Annotated in this window: 15 protein-coding genes; 11 read left to right on the top strand and 4 right to left on the bottom strand. The window is 69.9% G+C overall.

What is annotated here, in order from left to right:
- Positions 1-224: 224 nt before the first annotated feature.
- The 4 genes from K8625_RS32005 (at position 225) to K8625_RS31990 (ending at position 3,529) form a co-directional block, all read left to right on the top strand.
- Positions 225-470 carry a hypothetical protein gene (locus K8625_RS32005; protein WP_223784846.1) on the top strand — a complete coding sequence of 82 codons (246 nt, stop codon included), beginning with the start codon at positions 225-227 and terminating at the stop codon, positions 468-470.
- A 147-nt stretch (positions 471-617) separates the two neighbouring features.
- Positions 618-995: a response regulator gene (locus K8625_RS32000; protein ID WP_046711476.1), complete on the top strand. Its 378-nt coding sequence runs from the start codon at positions 618-620 to the stop codon at positions 993-995.
- A 63-nt stretch (positions 996-1,058) separates the two neighbouring features.
- Positions 1,059-1,877 (top strand): ABC transporter ATP-binding protein, encoded by an 819-nt coding sequence (locus K8625_RS31995; RefSeq protein WP_046711475.1) that lies wholly within the window; start codon positions 1,059-1,061, stop codon positions 1,875-1,877.
- A complete protein-coding gene (locus tag K8625_RS31990) occupies positions 1,874-3,529 on the top strand; it encodes a hypothetical protein (RefSeq protein ID WP_223784845.1) in 1,656 nt (551 codons plus the stop codon). Before K8625_RS31995 ends, K8625_RS31990 begins: the two co-directional genes overlap by 4 nt.
- Positions 3,530-3,838: 309 nt before the next feature.
- On the opposite strand, the gene K8625_RS31985 is transcribed toward K8625_RS31990, so the two are convergent.
- Positions 3,839-5,080, bottom strand: coding sequence for a VWA domain-containing protein (locus tag K8625_RS31985; RefSeq protein WP_223784844.1), 1,242 nt, complete (start codon positions 5,078-5,080; stop codon positions 3,839-3,841).
- Positions 5,081-5,332: 252 nt separating this feature from the next.
- On the opposite strand from K8625_RS31985, the gene K8625_RS31980 reads away from it, so the two are divergent.
- Entirely contained in the window at positions 5,333-6,037 is a 705-nt protein-coding gene (locus tag K8625_RS31980) for a hypothetical protein (protein ID WP_223784843.1), read from the top strand.
- Positions 6,038-6,134: 97 nt separating this feature from the next.
- Here the strand turns inward: K8625_RS31980 and K8625_RS31975 are convergent, their stop codons facing one another.
- Both K8625_RS31975 and K8625_RS31970 read right to left on the bottom strand, forming a co-directional pair.
- On the bottom strand, positions 6,135-6,830 hold the full coding sequence (locus tag K8625_RS31975) for a pirin family protein (protein WP_223784842.1): 696 nt from the start codon (positions 6,828-6,830) through the stop codon (positions 6,135-6,137).
- 161 nt (positions 6,831-6,991) lie between these two features.
- Entirely contained in the window at positions 6,992-7,540 is a 549-nt protein-coding gene (locus K8625_RS31970) for a YceI family protein (RefSeq protein WP_223746399.1), read from the bottom strand.
- A 257-nt stretch (positions 7,541-7,797) separates the two neighbouring features.
- Here K8625_RS31970 and K8625_RS31965 point away from each other — a divergent pair, with 257 nt between their 5' ends.
- From K8625_RS31965 to K8625_RS31940, 6 genes are all read left to right on the top strand, one after another.
- Positions 7,798-8,178, top strand: a complete 381-nt coding sequence (locus K8625_RS31965) for a peptide chain release factor-like protein (protein ID WP_223746398.1) — start codon at positions 7,798-7,800, stop codon at positions 8,176-8,178.
- Between the two features lie 208 nt (positions 8,179-8,386).
- On the top strand, positions 8,387-12,631 hold the full coding sequence (locus K8625_RS31960; protein WP_223784841.1) for a hypothetical protein: 4,245 nt from the start codon (positions 8,387-8,389) through the stop codon (positions 12,629-12,631).
- The gene (locus tag K8625_RS31955; RefSeq protein ID WP_223746396.1) at positions 12,628-13,206 is read left to right on the top strand and encodes a type II secretion system protein; all 579 of its coding nucleotides are present in this window, start codon (positions 12,628-12,630) and stop codon (positions 13,204-13,206) included. Before K8625_RS31960 ends, K8625_RS31955 begins: the two co-directional genes overlap by 4 nt.
- The gene (locus K8625_RS31950) at positions 13,203-14,276 is read left to right on the top strand and encodes a PilW family protein (protein ID WP_223746395.1); all 1,074 of its coding nucleotides are present in this window, start codon (positions 13,203-13,205) and stop codon (positions 14,274-14,276) included. The genes K8625_RS31955 and K8625_RS31950 overlap by 4 nt, the downstream gene beginning before the upstream one ends.
- A 14-nt stretch (positions 14,277-14,290) precedes the next feature.
- Positions 14,291-14,890: a hypothetical protein gene (locus tag K8625_RS31945; protein WP_223746394.1), complete on the top strand. Its 600-nt coding sequence runs from the start codon at positions 14,291-14,293 to the stop codon at positions 14,888-14,890.
- Positions 14,891-14,980: 90 nt separating this feature from the next.
- On the top strand, positions 14,981-15,403 hold the full coding sequence (locus K8625_RS31940) for an HD domain-containing protein (protein WP_046711464.1): 423 nt from the start codon (positions 14,981-14,983) through the stop codon (positions 15,401-15,403).
- A gap of 105 nt (positions 15,404-15,508) precedes the next feature.
- Here the strand turns inward: K8625_RS31940 and acnA are convergent, their stop codons facing one another.
- The gene (gene acnA, locus K8625_RS31935) at positions 15,509-18,244 is read right to left on the bottom strand and encodes an aconitate hydratase AcnA (RefSeq protein ID WP_223784840.1); all 2,736 of its coding nucleotides are present in this window, start codon (positions 18,242-18,244) and stop codon (positions 15,509-15,511) included.
- Between the last annotated feature and the right edge of the window lie 188 nt (positions 18,245-18,432).

The following is an 18,432-nucleotide window of genomic DNA, read 5'->3' as shown; positions in this document are numbered from 1 at the left end:
TCCCCCCTCTTGAAAATTCGTTAAGCGCCTTTGATATCCGTGGGTTACGCGACAGTCAGGGGGTGCGGGCGAGCGAGGTCCGCGGTGACTGCTCAAAAATGTAAATTTGCTGGGCCGTCAATCCGGTTAAGGGGCCTGGCGGCGCCCGGTCTGGAGGCCCGCGCGGCGCCCGGGCCCCGTGGGGGCGGTGGCGCGGGGCGTCGGGGTCTCCTAGATTTGGAGGAATGAGGTTGCCAGGGCTGTTCCGCAAGGAGCGAACCACCATCAAGAACGCCGATGCCCAGGACCACGCCGAGAAGTTGTTGGCGGAGTCCTTGAGGCTCTTGAGCCAGGTGTGCACCAAGGTCGCGGACGCCATCGAGTCCCAGCGACTGTCTCGCCAGGGCTACGCGCACAACACGTACCTGCGCCGCACGGACACCGCCCAGGCGCCCGGCGACGCGGACGTGCCGAAGAAGACGCACGAGTGACGCGGGTCCCGAGGATGGCTGTATCCCGAGGGTGGTTGGCTGTTGAAAAGTCGCGTGCCCCCTTCCGGAATCCCGCAGCCGTTCCCATCTTGCGGCCCATAGAATCCCGCGGTTAGAGACGCCGCAGCTCCCCTCTGAGGCCCTGCCATGTCCCACATCCTGGTCGTCGATGACGACGCGAGTCACCGCACGCTCATCTGCGATGCCCTCGAGGAGATGGGTTACCAAACCGCCCAGGCCGCCAATGGCCGGGAGGCGTTGGATCATCTCGAGGGCGACATGCCCGCCGCCGTGCTGCTGGACCTGCGAATGCCGGTGATGAGCGGCTGGGGGTTGCTCGACGCGCTGAAGAAGATGCCGCGCGCTCGGGGACTGCCCATCATCATCATCTCGGGCTACGGCTTCGAGTGGGAGGCGGAGCTGGTGGGCGCCGCCGGCTACATCTCCAAGCCGGTGGACCTGGACAAGGTCCGCCAGACGGTGCAGCAGATCGTCGGCATGCCGGAGATGACGTTCGTGCACTGACGCCTCCGGGCCCCGGGTGGGGTTGTCGGCGGGGTGCCGGCTCGGGTGAGATGGCGCCACTTCATGACGCCCTCCCCTTCCGATGAACTGGCCGTCGACGCGCGCGGACTCGTCAAGCGCTTCGGTTCCTTCACCGCGCTCAACGGCCTGGACCTCCAGATTCCGAAGGGGGCCTTCTACGCGTACCTGGGCCCCAACGGCGCGGGCAAGTCCACCAGCATCGCGCTCCTGACGGGCGTGTATGGCCCCGACGCGGGCAGCATCCGCATGCTGGGCGTGGACGCGGTGCACAAGCCCATGGAGGTCAAGCGCCGGGTGGGCGTGGTGCCCGAGGAGCTGAGCCTCTTCGAGCGGCTCACCGGCCGGCAGTACCTGACGTTCTGCGCGCGCATGTACGGCCTGGACGGTGACGAGGCGGCCTCGCGCGCGGCGGAGCTGCTGGAGCTGACGGAGCTGACGTACAAGGCGGGCGCGCTCGTCGCCGAGTACTCCAAGGGGATGCGGCGCAGGCTCGCCATCGCCGCGGCGTTGATCCACGCGCCGGAGCTGGTGCTGCTCGACGAGCCCTTCGAGGGCATCGACGTGCTGGCCGCGGGCGTCATCCGGGAGCTGCTGCGCGAGCTGTCGCGTCGCGGGGTGACGCTGCTGCTCACCACGCACGTGCTGGAAATCGCGGAGCGGCTGGCGACTCACGCGGGCATCATCCAGGGCGGGCGGATGCTGGACCAGGGGACGGTGTCGTCGCTGCTCGGACGCTACGACTGTCCCTCGTTGGAGGCGGTGTTCGAGAAGCTCATCGCGGTGCCGGCCTCGCGCAACGCGCGCCTGTCCTTCTACGGTGAGGCGCCCGCGCCCGTCGTCGCGCTGCGGGAGCCGGCATGAGCCGCCCCGCCGTCCCGGGCTTCTTCCGGCACCTCTTGTTGTTGTGGGGGCTGCGCTTCGACATCGGGCTGAACCAGGGGCCGGGCAAGAGCCGGCTCCTGGCGGTGGGCGCGTTCCTCGCGTCCAGCGCGCCGGGTGTGTTCTTCGGCCTGTTCTTCTTCGGGCTGATGCGGCTGGGCCCGGTGGCCCGGAGCGACGTGTGGCCGTACTTCATCCTCAACCTGCTGTGCTTCGTCACCTTCTCCGTCTGGGTGACGTGGCCGCTGTTGTCCGCGGGCGTGGATGACCACTCGGAGCTGAGCCGGTACGCGGCCTTCCCCATCTCGCCATTCCGGCTGCTCATCGCCTCCACGGTGGCCAGCCTCTTCGAGCCGCGCGCGCTGGTGTTCTACGCGCCGCTCACCGGCGCGGCGCTGGGCTTCGCGTCGGTCAACCGGCTGTGGGCGCCGTGGCTCGCGGTGGTGCTGTACGTCTTGTTCGCGCTCCTGTGCGCCGCGTGGAGCCGGGTGGCGCTGTACGCCGTCATCAACGTGCTGCGCGAGAAGCGCAGCGCGGAGATCATGGGTGGCGGCCTGCTGGCCTTCCTGGTGGCCGCGTCGTTCATCCCGCCCATCGACACGTCGTGGCTGACGGCGGTGGGCACCGAGGGCGTGGACGCGCTGGACATGAGCCTCATCATCAACGCGGCGGTGGCGCTGGGCCGCGTGCCGCCGGGCTTCTTCGGGGACGGGCTGGGGCAGCTCGCATGGTTCCGCCCGCGCGTGGCGATGGCGGAGGCGGTGGGCCTGTTGTTCTTCGCCGCGCTGGGCATGGGCGTGGCGTACGCGCTGCTCATGCGCTTCCACCGGCAGGCGGGGCGCGCGGGGCCGCAGTCGAAGGACTCGCAGGATGGGAACCCGTTCGCGCGCACGCGCACGCGCTTCTCCACGCTGGTGACGCGCGAGGCGCTGGACCTGTGGAGAAACCCGCGCGCGAGGCTGCTCGCGTCGGTGCCCTTCATCCTGGCCATCCTGCTGAAGCTGCTGTCCGGGCGGGACCTGTTCGTGTTCCTGCTGGGGGCTTCCGCGGACACGTGGTTGATGGGCGGCTTGTGCATCTATGGCGCGGTGGTGATTGCGTCCACGTTCTCGCAGAACACATTCGCCTATGACGGGCAGGGCTTCGCGGCGTTCCTCGCGGCGCCGCTGAACCTAGCGGAGGTGCTGCACGCGAAGAACCGGGTGCAGGCGGCGGCCGCGCTCGGGATGGCGGTGCTGGTGGCGCTGTTCTACCGGGTGTACTTCGGCTTCGGCACGTGGGTGGACATCGCGTGCGCGCTCGCCGCGGTGGTGGGCGTGCTGCCCATCCTGATGGCCGCGGGCAACTTCCTGTCGCTCTACTTCCCGGTGAAGTTCCACGCGAACCTCAAGCGGCGCGACAAGGTGCCCCTGACGGCGTCGATGCTCGGCATCGTCGCGGCCAGCATCGGGTGCATGCCCTTCGGCTGGACGTTGAAGCTCGCCGGCAAGGACGGGCCCACCTGGCAGTCCGCGATGATGATCGCGCTGTGCGCGGGGCTCTACCTGGCCATCTACCGGGCCTCGCTCCCGCTGGCGCTGCGCCTCTTGGACCGGCGGCGCGAGGCCATCCTCCAGGCGGTGACGCGCGAGTAGCTCGTCGCGCCGACGAGCCCCGCGACGCGAGCAGACTCCACGCAAGGAGCGGGTCCTTTTCCGGACGCATCGCACCGGGCGGCGTCGCAAGCATCGGCCTTGCGAGGGGCAGCCCGTCTCGTGCGGCACCACATCAAGTAGCGTCGCCACGCCGCGCCGACACGCATGCGCCTCTGGCGCCGGAGCCCCCCGCTCCGGCCGCCCAGCGACCTCAGTACGTCACGCCGTGCCGCGCGGCCTGCGCCTTGACGCCCTTCATCACGTTGGCGTCGAAGGCGTCCTCCTTCTCGGAGCGGCCGCCCAGCGACCTCAGTACGTCACGCCGTGCCGCGCGGCCTGCGCCTTGACGCCCTTCATCACGTTGGCGTCGAAGGCGTCCTCCTTCTCGGAGCGGTTCTTCGCGAGCCACGCCTCGCGCTCCGCGGCCAGCTTGGAGGCCTTCGCCTCCAGCACCTTCTTCTCCTCGCCCAGCTGCTTCACCTTCGCCGCGCGCGCCTTGTCATCCAGGCCCTTGAGTTCATCGGGCAGCTCGTCGGCGCTCACCCGAGCGAGCGCCCCCGGCGCGACCACCAGGTCCACCGCGCCCTCCACCGCGACGGGCGCGCTGCTCGGAGCGGCGGCGCCGGACGAGCCCTTGTCCGCCGTCTTGCGCATGTAGCTGATGCGCTCCGACGCGGCCTCCGGCGCCAGCTCCGCCATCGCCTTGGCCCGCTCCTTGTTCTTCGCCTGGACCGCCGCCTTGCCGGTGTAGAGCGTCTTGGAGGCCAGCTCCGAATTCACCTTCGCCAGCTCCGCGTCATAGGGCGTGGTCACCGCCACCATGCCGCCGGACTGGTCGATGGAGTCGTAGGTGCCGTCCGTCAGCTTCGCCACGAACTTCCACGACTTCTGCGTCTCGGCATCCAGGCCGCACCGCACCGTGTTCACCACGATGTGCTTGTCGCGCGCCCGCTGCGCCCAGTGATTGAAGTCCCAGTCGTCGTTGCGCGCCGCGGGAGGCGCGTCCCCCACCAGGAAGATGGCCTTCATCACCGTGCGGTCCTGGCTCCACGACAGCTTCGACACCGCCTCACCCAACCCGCGCCCCACGTGCTCGGGCGTGTCTCCTCCACCGCCCGCCTGGAAGCGACGCAGGTTCGCGAACACCGTGTCCAGGTCGTCGCTCAGGTCGAAGCGCTTCGTCACGTAGTCATCGCCGACGTCCCGGTACGCCACCAGGCCGACCTTCAGGTGCGGCGTGGGCCGACCCTGCGCGATGCGCGAGGCGATGGAGTAGATCTTCTGCTTGGCCCCCTCCAACAGGCCGCTCATCGAGCCCGTCGTATCCAGCACGAACACCACCTCGATTTCGGGCCGGGCCGCCTTCACCTCGACCTTGTCGGGGACCTTGGGCGCCACGACGTCCTGGACCTTGGGCGCCACGTCGCCCTGCGGCAGGGCAGGCGTGGTGACCGCGGCCCTCGGCAGCGACTCGGCCAGCGCGGGGGTGGAGGACAGGGTGAGGGCGAGCGCGGCCGACAGCACGGCCCGCGACAGGGACGAAAGGTCCATGGCGAACTCCGGAGGAAGGGTCTGCGTGGAAAAAGGGGTGGCTGCGCGCGCGTTCCCCTCCATGAACGGACCAGCCCGTCCAAAGGTCTACGCCCCCCACATTTCGCCGAGGAATGCCCCTGAATCCCGGACGTTGGGATGTCCTGCTTCCTTCACGCCGCCGATGTCGCTCCGCGCACGCTGTCCATCCAGGCGGCTTGCTCCACGGGGGCGGCGGTTTCATGCTGAGCCGTTCCCGGGAGAACCACGCCCATGATGCCCGTCCTCCGCCGAAGCCTCTTCCTCCTCGGCTGTCTGCTCGTCGCCTCGTGCAACAGCAACTCGCCCTACTACCGGCTCCAGTTCACCATGCCCTGGGCCGTGAGCCTCGAGCCCGGCCAGTCCACCCAGTTCGAGGTGACGCTCAACCGCGTGGGCGACCAGCCCGGGGAGCTCCGCGTGAACATGGAGTCCGCGCCCGAGGGCATCACCATGGCGCCCGAAATCATCGTCCCCGAGGGCGAGGGCATCACCACCCAGATGGTCACCGTCAGCGTCGCGCAGGACATCGCCGTCACCGGCGCCCAGCGCACGCTGCTCCTGGCGAACGACTCCGGCAAGGACCTGGTCTCCGGCGCCGAGCTCTACGTCGTGGTCCTCCCGGCCACCACCAGCCAGCCCGACTTCTCCATCGCCCTCGCGCAGCGGCAGCTCACCCTGTTCGTCGGACAGTCGGAGCTCACGCCCGTGCAGCTCACGCGCGCCGAGGGCTTCACCGGCCCGCTGACGCTCAGCCTGGAGTCCGACTCGCGGCGCATCACCGCCCAGCCCGTCGTCGTCCCCGGTGACCAGGCATCCGCCAACATCCTCATCGCCACCACGACGAGCGTCGCCCGCATCCCCGTGGCCGTCACCGTGGTCGCCACCGCCGAGGACGGGCGCACGGCCAGGACCAGCCTCACGCTCGACATGCGCTGAAGTCCCAGGACGCACGAGGGCCGGGGAGCAGGGACCTTCATCCAGGTCCTCGCCACCCGGCCCGGGTGCGACTCGCGAACGCCCGGCGCTCACGCGCTCAGGCCATGTCGAACAGCAGCGCCTCCACCGGCGTGTCGGCGGTGAGCACCAGCTTGTCCTCGGACGACACCGCCACGCCGTCACCCGCCTTCACCTTCACGCCGTTCAGCGTGCCCGAGCCCCGCGCCACCTGCACCCAGGCGTGACGCCCCGGCGAGAGCGCGTACTCGGCGGACTCGCCCTTGCCCAGCAGCGTGCCGTGCAGCAGCAGGTCCTGGTGCACCGTCAGCGAGCCCTCCCGCCCGTCCGGCGACGCCACCACCCGGAAGCGCCCCTGACGCTCCTTCGCGTCGAACGCCTTCTGCTCGTAGCCCGGCTTCAGGCCCTTCTCCTTCGGGAGGATCCAGATCTGCAGCATGTGCAGCGGCTCCGAGAAGTTGTTCATCTCGCTGTGCACCACGCCCGTCCCCGCGCTCATCCGCTGCACCTCACCCGGCTGGATGACCGCCTGGGTGCCCATGCTGTCGCGGTGCTCCACCTTCCCGCCCAGCACGTAGGTGATGATCTCCATGTCCCGGTGCGGGTGCATGCCGAACCCGCGCTGCGGCGCCACGGTGTCCTCGTTGATGACCCTCAACGTGCGGAACCCCATGAAGTCCGCGTCGTAGTAGTCCGCGAACGAGAACGTGTGATGCGTGTCCAGCCAGCCGTGGTTGGCATGGCCCCTCTCCTCTGCATTCCGGACGTAGATCATCGCCTGCCTCCCTTTCCCTTCGAGTTGCAACTCAGATGCATCAACCTCGCCCCGCGTTGCGGGGCGCGACAGGAGCCCGCCACCCACCAGGCCCGAGGCTCCGACCAACAGCCCGCCCGTCACGGACCTGCGGGACAGCGGGCGCCCCGCCGCATGCCACTTCACGCCGCCTGCTCCGCCGCCACCGCCACCGCCTGCACGTCCAGGGTGATATCGACACGCTCACCCACCAGGAGCCCGCCTGCCTCCAGCGCCTGGTTCCACGAGAGCCCGAACTCCTTGCGCTCGATGCTGGTGCTCGCCTGGAAGGCCAGTCGCTCGTTGCCCCACGGGTCCTTCACCTTGCCCAGGAACTCCGTGTCCAGCGTCACCTCGCGCGTGACGTCGCGAATCGTCAGGTCGCCCACCACGCGGTAGTGCCCCTTGCCCGCGTCCTGCACGCGCTTGCTGCGGAAGATGAGCTTGGGGAACGCCGCCGCGTCGAAGAAGTCCGGCGAGCGCAGGTGGTTGTCACGCTGCTCCACGCCCGTGTCGATGCTCGCCGCTTCAATCTTCACCTCCGCCGAGCCCTGCGACAGGTCATCCCCGTTCACCACCACCTTCCCCTCGAACTTCGTGAACCGGCCGTGCACCTTCGCCACCACCATGTGGCGAACCATGAAGCCGACCGTCGTGTGCGCCGCGTCCAACTGCCAGGTCTTGAGGGCCATGTCCGTGTCTCCTTGGGTTACCGCGTCTGACCACCCCTAGAGCAACCGTCAGGCCAACCCGTAACCCACTGGAATCACTTCGAACTCAAGCTTGAGCCAGCGCAAACCCTCTCAAATTGACACAACCACCCTCTCACCCCGAGAGCCTGCCCGGCCACCTGGAGGGCGGGGGCGGCCTGGGCCGGAGCAGGAGCGCGAGGGCGCCGAGTCAGTCGGTGCAAGACACCGGCGTCGAGGGCTACCTTTCGAGAGACGCCATGACCACCACGACCTCACCCACCCGCCGACAAGCCGCGCGAGAGGCCCTCGCGCTCGACGACGAGGCCCTGCTGAAGACGTGCGAGGTGGATTACTTCATCGCCTCCGGTCCCGGCGGGCAGCACCGCAACACCACCGCCAGCGGCGTGCGCCTCACGCACGCGGCCACCGAGCTGTCCGTCTCCGCCACCGAGCGGCGCAGCCAGACGCAGAACAAGGGCGTGGCCCTGGAGCGACTGCGCGAGGGCCTGAAGGCGCTCACCATCGTCCCCAAGGTGCGCCGGCCCACGCGCCCCTCCGCCGGTGCGAAGCGACGCAGACTCGAAGGAAAGAAGCGCACGTCGGAGAAGAAGTCCCTGCGCGGCAAGGGCGACTGGTAGCTCGGGATTCCCGGGCGCCTGGCTACGCAAGCCCTTGCGGAGTCGCAAAGTTTTCATAGCCGTTCGTCCCCCGAGCATTCAGGGCTGAGGAGAAGTTTCCAGCACTCCACTGGGAGCAAGCGGGCGTCGGAGACGGGCACAGGGTGTGCACTCGGGTGGCCAGGCTGACCCTGTCCCGGGTCGGCTCACCCCCCGGTGGGAGCACCCCATGAGCCCTCGGCCCCCCTCCTTGCTGCTGCGTCGCGCGCTGCTCGCGATGTGCGTCCTGCTGGCGCTCCCCGCGTCCGCGGCGGACCTCGTCACCTTCAGTCGCGGCTCGCTCATCATCCCCGAGAACGCGACCTTCCAGCAGGGCTGCGGCTCGCTGTCCGCGTACGGTCTGGTGTGGCGAATCCTCCAGGCGAACCAGCCGGGCGGCTTCAACGCCAACAACCCGGTGACGGTGTATCTGGCCATCAACGACCAGAAGACGTCCCCCAACCGGTGCGTGCCCACCAACCGTCACACCGCGCCGGCGCCCGCCAATGACGACCGGTGGAACGACGGCTGCGACTTCACCATCACCAACACCAAGGAGAACGAGCAGCCCGTGGTGCCGGTGAACTACGGGGTCCCCTTCCCCGCGAGCGGCGTCTATCCCAACGCCGCCATCGAGAACTTCACCACCACCGCGACCCAGGCCCGGCCCTACTTCACGGCGGTGACGCTGAACCACACCGTCGCCAACCCGCGCTTCACCACCGCGCGCTACTCGGGCGGCGCCTTCATCATCGCCGCCGAGGACGCGAAGAACGCCATCGACTTCATCCGCTCGGGCTCCGGTGATTTGTCCCCTGAGAAGTTCCGCACCATTTGCGCCCGGGGCTGCGCCACCTTCACCAACAACAGCGGCTGCCACCACGTGCGCATGCACCAGGCCACCATCGAGTTCACCGCGCCGGTGGCCCGCCGCATCAACCGCGTCCCGCCCAAGATCGCCCTGCTGGACTTGTCGGACGGCTTCAACAGCGCCGGCGACCCGCTGGTGAAGGGCGGCATGCTGGACGACTACCTGCGCAACGCCGGCCTGGACTTCCCGGGCGCGGGCGGCTGCCCCGAGGGCACGACGTCCGGCTGCACGCTCAACGGCAAGAAGCCCGGCCTCATCTACGACGCGCTCCACGCCAACGCGGACCTGGTCTCCACCGCCACCTTCAAGAACGGCCTGCTCAACGCGGTGGACCCCGTCACCAAGAAGCCCCGCTACAAGGTGTTCTGGGCGCCCCACTGGGAAATCGGGAACATCGCCCGCCGCGAGTACGTGCCCAACGGCGACGGCGCCACCACCCAGCGCGAGAACGCCCTCAACAACGTGGAGTACTTCACCAACCAGCGCGGCAACGGCCTGTTCGCCGAGTGCGCGAGCATCTGGTCCTACGAGGCGACGCTCAAGCCGGACCGCACGCCCGTGCTCTCCTCGCGCTTCCAGGCCGAGTCCGGCTTTCAAATCAACCAGCTCAGCGGCGGCAGGAGCTGGGACGGCCGCAACTGCACGGACCCGGACTACATGGCGCAGGCGGAGCGCAACCGCGGCCAGTGCGTCATCTACCCCAACGCCGGGGACCCGTTCTCCCAGATGGGCGACTTCCGCTTCAACAACGTGGTGGGCCACACGGAGAACTACCGCGCGACGTACAAGGACGGCGTGCGGCGGCTCGCGGTGAGCTGGTACGGCCACAAGGACGAGCACGTCTACGACAACGCCACCCACGTCGGCCAGGACGCCCGGCGCGGTCACGACTTCTTCTCCTTCAACCAGAAGGACAACGACCCGAAGAAGGCGACCATCGTCTACCTCGCCGGGCACGACTTCAAGGCGAGCGTCCCCGGCACGCGCATCGTGCTCAACACGCTGCTCAACCTGGGCTCGGAGCCCTTGAGCAACGAGCGCGCCCTCTCCGCGCCCGTGGCCTTCGAGGACCCCAACGGCAGTGACGGCGACGGCTCGCGCGCGCTGGTGATGGCGGCCACGTACGACGCGGTGAGGGGCTACCCGCCCGGCGCGGACACGTTCCTGCCGACGCAGGGCTCCCACTGGGTGTTCCCCTACTACCCGGGCCACCTGCGCGCCCACTCGCTCATCGGCGGCAACGCGCTCGCCACCGGCGAGAGCGCGCTGGACGAGGCCACCCTGTGGGACGCGGACACCGTCATGCCCCACCCGCGCGAGCGCAACCTGTTCACCTACTTCGGTGGCCAGGTGAAGGAGAACCCGTCCCTGGGCACCGGCCTGCGCGCGCCGCGCGGTGTGCTCCAGGTGGGCTGGAAGCCGCAGAACGTGGCCGGCACCGCCATCAACGCCAACTACGGCTCGGGCCCCAACCCCCACTGCGTGGACGTGCTCAAGCTGGGCGAGGTCAAGAACCCCGACGACACCTCGCGCTTCGACTTCGTCACCACGCCCACCGGCGACGGCGTGTGTGATTTGCAGCAGGCGGTGCAGTTCACCGAGCAGCTCGCGGGCACCGACTTCGGCCAGAGCACCGCCGCCATCAACAAGGCGAAGCTGGCCAACGACTTCAACGCGGTGGCGCAGATGCTCCAGCGCGTGCGCGGCTTCTGCTACGCCACCTCCACCGGCAACGACGGCTCGGGCAGCCCCGTGCTCGAGCCCTCCGACAGCCAGTGCAACAACGAGGACGCGGAGAACCGCGCGCGCCTGGGCGGCTTCGTGCACTCCTCGCCCGCGGTGGTGAAGCCCAGCGGGTACATCCCGGACAAGGTCGCGCCCCGGCCCACCGTGGCCTACGCCGCGGGCCTGGACGGTCAGCTCCACGCCTTCTACGTGTCCGGCGGCGCGCGCTACGCGGGCCCCGCGGAGAACCTGTCCTTCCCCAACGTCAGCCCCGCGGACACGGCCTTCCCCAAGAACTGGAGCGCCAGCTTCCAGGGCGGCTCCACGCCCCCGCCGGGCACGGAGCTGTGGAGCTTCCTGCCCGCCACCCAGCTGCCGTGGCTGCGCAGCAACGCGGCGGCCGTCAACAGCGCGCCGGTGGTGCTGGACGTCTTCGCGGACTTCGTGGGCAGCGGCAAGCGCGAGTGGCACACGGTGCTGGTGGCCAACGCGGGCCAGAAGGGGCGGGACCTGTTCGCGCTCGACATCACCAACCCGCTCAGGCCCGTGCTGCTGTGGCACCTGGTGGGCAGCCACTTCCAGGCGGGCAGCTTCCCTCCGCACGCGCCGGTGGAGCTGGCGGACCGCGACACGGGCGGCACCCAGTGGGCGGCGAAGTGGCGCGAGGAGACGGCCCACTTCGTCATGGCGCCCCTGGACGACCCGGGCCGCCACCCGACGGGCCTCTACAACTACACGGAGATGGGCGGCACCCGGGGCCTGTCGGTGGGCGTGGTGCGCCAGGGCCTGGAGCCCACGTACACCGTCTTCGTCGGCGCCAGCAGCTCCGGCGCGCAGGGCTCGCCCACCTTCGGCATGCAGGTGTTCGCCATCGACATCGCCACCGGCCAGAAGCTGTGGCAGTGGGAGCGCGGCTACACCCAGGCCTGGGTGGACAACACGCCGCCCCACGCGCCCACCGTCCTGACGGACACCGGCGGCGCGGCGCGCGTGTACACGGGCGACATGGAGGGCAAGCTGTGGGAGCTGGACGGCGCCACCGGGCAGAACGTCAACGTGGCGCGCGCCAACCCGCCGTGCGCCACGCCGTGCAAGTTCACCGGACTGGACGCGCAGTCCGTCACCGGTGACCGTCGGCCGCTCTCCACCAACGTGGCGCTGGCGCGCCTGCCCCAGAACATCACCGCGGGCAGCGCCCTGAAGAACTACGAGGGCGAGCTGGTGGCCCTGGTGGGCACGGGCGGCGTGGACTGGGTGCCGGCCGACGACGCGGGCCAGCTGCACCTGGCGCTGCTGGGCACCTCGCGCCGGCTGCCGCTGGGCACCGCGGGCCTCAAGCTGGACGGCACCAACATCAGCGCCTCGGAAGCCAAGGGGCTGGCCACCCAGCAGGGCATCCTCCAGGAGCCCACGCCCTTCCCGCTGACGTTCGGCGCTCCGCAGCACGTGTACGGCACCATCACCGTCGCGGGGCGCACCGCGTACTTCTCCACCGCGAACGGGAAGATCGGCTCCGACCTGATGTCCGTCGAGGGCAACATCAGCGGCAAGACGTGGGCGCTGGACCTGGGCAACACGGCGACGTCGGGGACGGGGGCCGTCAGCAGCCTGTCCTCCATGACGGTGGCCAACTTCGGCGGCGTGGCGGTGTTCCAGCAGGGCAGCGGCGCGTCGTCCCAGAGCCACGTCATCGGCCTGGGCGTGAGCAAGATTGCCCGCCACACGATGAACGACCCGGCGGGGGCGAACACCCCCGAGGCGAAGGAGCAGATGCGCGTCAACGGCCAGAACGGCTTCGTCTTCCGGCTGCTCAACTGGAGCCAGAGGTTCTTCGAATGAGCTCGCAACGTCTCGCCGCGCGCCGCGGCGCAAGTCTCGTCGAGGTGCTCGTGTCCATGGGCGTGCTGGCCCTGGCCGCCGCGGGCGCGGTGGGAGGCATGGTGTTCGCCTCCCGCGACGTCCATGACGGGCAGCTCTTGCAGGCCAAGCGGATGATGCTCGACGCCAGCATGCAGCGGCTGCGGCTGGCCTCGAAGTCGAGGCTCATCGTCGACGCGGTGGAGCGCCCCGCCACCTTCCCCACGGAGCTGGCCCCGGGCGCGGCGCCGTGGAAGGCGGACGTGAGCACGCACGTGCCGGGGGACCCCTCCTCCGGCGCCTACTTCAAGCTGTCCGCCGACGGCACGGTGGAGCCCCTGGCGGGCATCCCCGCCGGCACGCCGTGCAACGCCCCCGCGCTGCCGGACGGCACGTACTGCCGGGAGATGCTGGTGACGAAGGGGCTGCCCAGGGAGCCCGCCGTCCCCGGAGTCCTCCCCCCGGGCGCCCAGCCGGTGACGGTCTGGGCCCGCATCGTGCGCAAGGGCGACACGGCCGCCCGCGCGCAGGCGCACAGCGAGGTGTTCGTCCAATGAAGACGCGAGGCATGACGCTGCTGGAGACGATGGTGGCGCTGGCGCTCACCAGCATCATCATCGCGGCCGCCGCGGCGCTGATGGTGGCCGGCAGCCGCGTGGTCCACAACACGGAGCACACGACGGACAGCCACGACTCGGCGCGCCTGGCGGGCGAGGCCATCATGAGCCTGGTGCGGCAGGCGGGCGCGGGCGCGCCCAACGGCATCTGGGTGCGCCGCAACGGCGTCCCGGTGCGCACCAGCGCCTTCTTCGGACGCGACGGCACCACCGGCGCGGGCACCTCCGGCAACGTCACCACGGCCGACGGCAGCGACGACCTGTGGCTGGTCGTGCCGGACCGCGACTACCTGGGCGAGCCCTGCGTCACCCCGGGCGCCGCCGTGTCCGTGGTGCGCCCCGGCACCGGCGAGCTCGAGGTCAACTGCACCCAGAGCCTCAAGGCCCCGCAGCTCCACCTGGTCAGCAACATGACCTCCGCGGCGCTCATCTCCGAGCTGAACATCGTCCCGTCCACGCCGGGCGTGCCGGGCCGGGTGAACTACGCCGAGTCCGGCACGCCGGGCTTCTCCAACGCCCCGGAGAAGGGCGGCTTCCAGAAGGGGGATTTGGTGTACCCGGTGCGGCTGGTGCACTTCTTCATCGGCCCGCATCCGGTCTCCAGGCGCCCGTCGCTCCTGCGCACCGAGGGCCGGCTGGTGGCGGACGCGCTGGGCCGCCCCTTCTCCGACATGGCCGGGGCGACGCCCTTCGTCGTGCAGGAGAACGTGGAGGACTTCCAGGTGGCCTTCGGGTTCGACACCACGGGCATGGATGACCCGGCGCAGTACACCTGGAGGCACGGCCAGGGCGCCGACCATCAGTCGGGGCTGCGCACGCTGCGCATCAGCGTGGTGGCCACCGGCCGCAACCCGCGCCGCAACAGCCAGAGCTCCGCGGTGCTGGCGGACGACAAGCCCGTCACCGTGGAGAACAACGTCCGGGCGCCCACGGTGGCCGCGGACGGCTACTACCGCAGCCTCTTCACCCGTCGCATGGAGCTGCCCAACCTGGCGGCCGCCAACCTGTGAGCCCGAGGATTCCCATGCGCACCCCTCCCTCCCCTCGCGGGGCCACGCTGCTGGTGGTGGTCCTGCTCGTCACCGTGCTGCTGGGCCTGGTGGCCAGCCTGATGATGTACGCGGGCGGCGAGCGCATCCGCGCCGTGGCCAGCAGCCGCGCCAGCCAGCGCCAGAGCTGCGCGGACAGCGGCCTGCAGCTCGCGCGCAGCTACTTCGGGCGCAACTACCCCAGCTGGAACACCTACCTGTCCCAGCCTGCCGTCTATGACCCGGTGCGCTCCAGCTTCAACCCGAACCCGGCCAACCCCGCCGACCCGACCCTGCGCTCCAACCACCCGGAGCTCTTCGCGGACGTGGACGGCGACGGCAAGCCCGACGTCTACATCTACATCCGCGACAACGAGGACGAGTTCGCGCCACTGACGGTCGACTGGCGGCGGGACAACGACCAGGTGGCGCTGGTGGGCGCCATCTGCATCTCCGAGACGCTGCGCCCCCGCCGCGCGGACGGTGCCCAGACGCCCACCCAGCTCGCGCTCGAGGGCCTGCTCAGCTACAACGGCGGAGGCGGCACCAACTGCGCCCAGGGCACCGCGGGCTCGGGCTCCGGCAACTGCAACTGACGACGCGTCGCGCGAGGGGGCCCACCCACGCGCGACGCCCCGGCCTCCCGCGGCGACATCCTGGGCCTCCCGTCACGGAGGACACCTGGAATGCGCACGCTCGAAGACGCGATTGCCCTCGCGGTGGAGGCGCACCGCGGGCAGCGGGACAAGGCCGGACAGCCCTACATCCTGCACCCGCTGCGGCTGATGCTGAAGCTGGAGACGGAGGAGGAGCGCACCGTCGCCATCCTCCACGACGTGGTGGAGGACACGCCCTGGACGATTGAGCGCCTGCGCGAGCAGGGCTACGCGGAGCCCGTCCTGCGCGCGCTGGAGGGCCTCACCCGCCGCCAGGAGGAGTCCTACGAGGCCTTCATCGAGCGGCTGCGCCCGGACCCGCTGGCGCGCCGGGTGAAGCTGGCGGACCTGGAGGACAACATGGACGTGCGCCGCCTCACCCAGGTGACGGCGAAGGACATGGACCGGCTGGCGCGCTACCGCGCCGCCTGGGCGCGCCTGAAGCAGCTCTGAAGACACCACGGCCCGGAGCGCCGCAGCGGGCACTCCGGGCCGTCGTGTGAGCCGGCACCCCGCCGAGGAAAGCGGGGCCCGTCTCGTCTTCGTCTTCGCGGCGCGCTACGCCTTCGCCAGCTGGCGCAGCACGTACTGCAGGATGCCGCCGTGGCGGTAGTAGTCGAGCTCGTTGGGCGTGTCGATGCGGCACACCACCGTGAAGCTCTTCTCGCCGCCCTCGCCCGTGGCCTTCACGGTGAGCTTCTTCTGCGGCGCCAGGTCCTGCGCGACTCCGGTGATTTCGAACGCCTCGTGGCCGGTGAGGCCGAGCGACTGCGCGTCCTGGCCCGCCTCGAACTGCAGGGGCAGCACGCCCATGCCGACGAGGTTGGAGCGGTGGATGCGCTCGAAGCTCTTGGCGATGACGGCCTTCACGCCGAGCAGCTGCGTGCCCTTGGCGGCCCAGTCACGGCTGGAGCCCGTGCCGTACTCGGCGCCGGCCAGCACCACCAGCGGCGTGCCGTCCGCCTGGTACTTCATGGACGCGTCGTAGATGCTCATCCGCTCGCGGGTGGGGATGTGGACGGTGACGCCACCCTCCACGCCGGGCACCAGCAGGTTCTTCAGGCGGATGTTGGCGAAGGTGCCGCGCACCATCACCTCGTGGTTGCCGCGGCGCGCGCCGTAGGAGTTGAAGTCCTTGGGCTCCACGCCCTCGGCCATGAGGTACTTGGCCGCCGGGCTCGTCTTGGCGATGTTGCCCGCGGGCGAGATGTGGTCCGTCGTCACGGAGTCACCCAGGAGCGCCAGCACGCGCGCGCCCTTGATGTCCTGCGTGGCCTTGGGCTCCTTCGGCAGGTTCTCGAAGAAGGGCGGCTTGCGCACGTAGGTGGACTTCTCATCCCACTGGAACGTGGAGCCCTTGCCCACGGGCAGCTGCTGCCAGAGCGCGTCGCCCTCCATGGCGTTGGCGTACTGGCTGCGGAACTGCTCGGGCTTCACCGACGCGCGGATGACCGCCTTGATTTCGTCGTTGGTGGGCCAGATGTCCTTGAGGAACACCTCGCGGCCGTTCGGGTCCGTGCCCAAGGGCTGCGTGTCCAGGTCCAGCCCCACCTCGCCCGCCAGCGCGTACGCCACCACGAGCGGGGGGCTCGCCAGGTAGTTCATGCGCACGTGCGGGTTGATGCGGCCCTCGAAGTTGCGGTTGCCGGAGAGCACCGCGGCCACCACGAGGTCGCCCTCGACGACGGCGTTGGCGACGGGCTCCGTCAGCGGACCCGAGTTGCCGATGCAGGTGGTGCAGCCGTAGCCCACCACGTGGAAGCCCACGGCCTCCAGGTACGGCAGCAGGCCGGAGTCACGCAGGTACTCGGTGACGACGCGGCTGCCCGGCGCCAGGCTGGTCTTCACCCAGGGCTTGGGGTTGAGGCCCTTCTCCACGGCCTTCTTGGCCAGGATGCCCGCGCCCACCAGCACCGCCGGGTTGGACGTGTTGGTGCAGGACGTGATCGACGCAATCACCACCGCGCCGTGGCCCAGCTGGTAGCTCTGGCGGCCCTGCTTCACGGTGACGCTCTGGGCCAGCCGCTCGGCGGGGACCTCGGCCGCGGGGGCCGCCTTGGCCTTGCCGCCGCCCTCGTCATCCTCGCCCTTGCTCTTGCCGGCGGAGAGCATCTCCACGAGCGACTTCTCGTAGCCGGACTTCATGTCCTTGAGGGGCACGCGGTCCTGCGGGCGCTTGGGGCCGGCGAGGCTGGGCACCACGGTGGACAGGTCCAGCTCCAGCGTGTCGCTGAAGAGGGGGTCCTGCGCGTCGGCCTTGAGCCACAGGCCCTGCTCCTTCGCGTACGCCTCCGTGAGGGCCACGACGGCCTCGGGGCGGCCGGTGAAGCGCAGGTAGTTGAGGCTCTCCTCGTCCACCGGGAAGAAGCCGATGGTGGCGCCGTACTCGGGCGCCATGTTGGCGATGGTCGCGCGGTCCGGCAGGGACAGGCCCTTGAGGCCGCTGCCGTAGAACTCCACGAACTTGCCGACCACGCCCTTCTTGCGGAGCATCTGCGTGACGGTGAGGACCAGGTCCGTCGCCGTGGCGCCCGCGGGCAGCTGGCCGGTGAGCTTGAAGCCCACCACCTGGGGGATGAGCATGGTAATCGGCTGGCCGAGCAGCGCGGCCTCCGCCTCGATGCCGCCCACACCCCAGCCCACCACGCCCAGGCCGTTGATCATCGTGGTGTGGCTGTCGGTGCCCACCAGCGTGTCCGGGTACACGGTGCTGCCCTGGCGGAACGTCACCTGCGCCAGGAACTCCAGGTTCACCTGGTGGCAGATGCCGATGTCCGGCGGGACGACGCCAAAGCCCTTGAACGCGCTCTGGCCCCAGCGCAGGAAGGCGTAGCGCTCGCGGTTGCGCTCGAACTCCAGCTCCGCGTTCTCCTTGAAGGCCGCCGTCGTCGCGAAGGAGTCGATCTGCACCGAGTGGTCGATGACCAGGTCGGCGGGGTTGCGCGGGTTGATCTTCGACGGGTCGCCGCCCATGGAGGCGAGCGCCTCACGCATGGCGGCCAGGTCCACGACGGCGGGGACGCCGGTGAAGTCCTGCAGCAGCACGCGCGCCGGGTGGAAGGAGATCTCCACGTCCGGGGTGGCCTTGGGGTCCCACGCGAGCATCTTCTCCACGTGCTCGCGCTTGACGACGCGCCCGTCCTCGTTGCGCAGCAGGTTCTCCAGCAGCACCTTCAGCGAGAAGGGCAGGCGGTCCACCGACGGGTGGGCCTTGGCCAGCTTGCTCAGGCTGAAGTAGTCATAGGTGGCCGAGCCCACCTGGAGCTTGGACTTCGTGCCGAAACTGTCGGTCATGTGCGGTGCCCTTCCGTGCGCAGGATGTGGGGACTTCTAGGCTCGCCTTTGACGCGTTGCAAAGGGTTCCTGCACACGCATCCGGCGATGGACGGTTGACCCAGCAAGGGTCCAGCCCCGCTCATCGGAACCATGCGTCCCGCTGGGGGAATGTCGTCCGCGACACCTCTTGCGTCACGGCGGGGCAG

It is taken from the genome of Myxococcus sp. AS-1-15 (assembly GCF_020037055.1).
Taxonomy (GTDB): domain Bacteria; phylum Myxococcota; class Myxococcia; order Myxococcales; family Myxococcaceae; genus Myxococcus; species Myxococcus fulvus.
Note: the sequence above shows the minus strand (reverse complement) of the source record. Positions and strands in the feature narration are given on the sequence as shown.